Annotated in this window: 1 protein-coding gene; it reads left to right on the top strand. The window is 62.5% G+C overall.

The features are described from left to right. Positions 1-264: 264 nt before the first annotated feature. Positions 265-1,179 (top strand): IS110 family RNA-guided transposase, encoded by a 915-nt coding sequence (locus tag ARC63_RS22415; RefSeq protein ID WP_010480741.1) that lies wholly within the window; start codon positions 265-267, stop codon positions 1,177-1,179. The last annotated feature ends 71 nt before the right edge of the window (positions 1,180-1,250 follow it).

The following is a 1,250-nucleotide window of genomic DNA, read 5'->3' as shown; positions in this document are numbered from 1 at the left end:
AGGTGGGGCGGTGTCGGAGTGCGGGGTGTCAGCCGCATGGATGCGGCTGCCAAGCCTTATCTGATGGAAATCTGGCAGCGTAGGTGCCGAGAGCCGGCGTGGGCCGCCGTGTAAGCCTGGATCTCGACGATCGCCTTGGAGCTTGGCGCCCACGCCGGAATCTCCCTTGATCCGCCCGAACAGTTGCTGGAGCTGACACTCGCAGTGATAAGACTGGGCAAGCGGGGGAGCTCTCGACCCTTCCAGACTATACGGAGTCCGGTGATGAACGGGATCGGGATTGATGTCAGCAAGCGCCAACTGGATGTCGGCACGACGGACGGAGAGACCCTGCAGGTCTGCAATAACCGCTCCGGCTTTTCTGAATTGGATGTTTGGCTGAAGAAGCGTCCGGTCAGCCAGATCGTGCTGGAAGCCACCGGCGGCTACGAACGACCGGTGCTGGATTTTCTGCACGCAGTGGGCCATCCGGTGGTCCGCGCCAATGCCCTGCGGGCCCGCAGGCTGGCTCAGGGGATGGGGCAGATGGCCAAGACCGACCGGTTGGATGCCTATGCATTGGCGCAGATGGCGGCCTTGGTGAAACTTCCGGCCTACCAACCGCTGGAGCCTTGGCAGCAGAAAATGCGGGAATTCGTGCGGGCACGTCGACAGGCGATGCACGCGCTGACCATCGCGCGGCAGCAGCTGGAAATGGTCGGTGATCGTGAATTGCGCCGGCTACTGCAGGCCAACATCACCCGCTTGCAGACGCTGGTTGAACGTCTGGGAAAGCAAATTGCCGAGCAGGTTACCCAGCAGCCTCAACTGGCTGTCCTGAAGTCGATGAAGGGCGTTGGCCCTGGCCTGCAGGCGGTATTGGCAAGCTATCTTCCCGAGTTGGGAAAGATCAGCGGCAAGGCCATCGCCAGCCTCGTCGGTGTGGCTCCGATGTCCCACGACAGCGGAACCATGCGAGGGAAACGCAGCATCCATGGCGGCAGAGCCGAGATCCGCCAGGTGCTCTACATGGCCAGCATGTCGGCCATGCGGCATGAACCTCAACTGCGCGATTTCTACCAGTCGCTGCGAGCCCGAGGCAAAGAAGGAAAAGTAGCCATCGTGGCGGTGATGCGGAAGATGCTGGTGATCCTCAACGCCCGGGTGCGCGACGCTGAAAACGGGTTGGTCCCAGCCTAAGGCCAGGCAGGGCGCAAGACCAAAGGCTGCCGGCCAGCGGCCGGCACTACCGTGCCCGTCTCATGGAGGGG

The sequence above is a fragment of the Stenotrophomonas geniculata ATCC 19374 = JCM 13324 genome, from assembly GCF_001431625.1.
GTDB classification, from domain to species: domain Bacteria; phylum Pseudomonadota; class Gammaproteobacteria; order Xanthomonadales; family Xanthomonadaceae; genus Stenotrophomonas; species Stenotrophomonas geniculata.
Note: the sequence above shows the minus strand (reverse complement) of the source record. Positions and strands in the feature narration are given on the sequence as shown.

Bases quoted from the DNA above. Each gene is read 5' to 3' on its own strand.
- ARC63_RS22415 (WP_010480741.1), top strand. From the start codon at position 265: ATGAACGGGATCGGGATTGATGTCAGCAAGCGCCAACTGGATGTCGGC.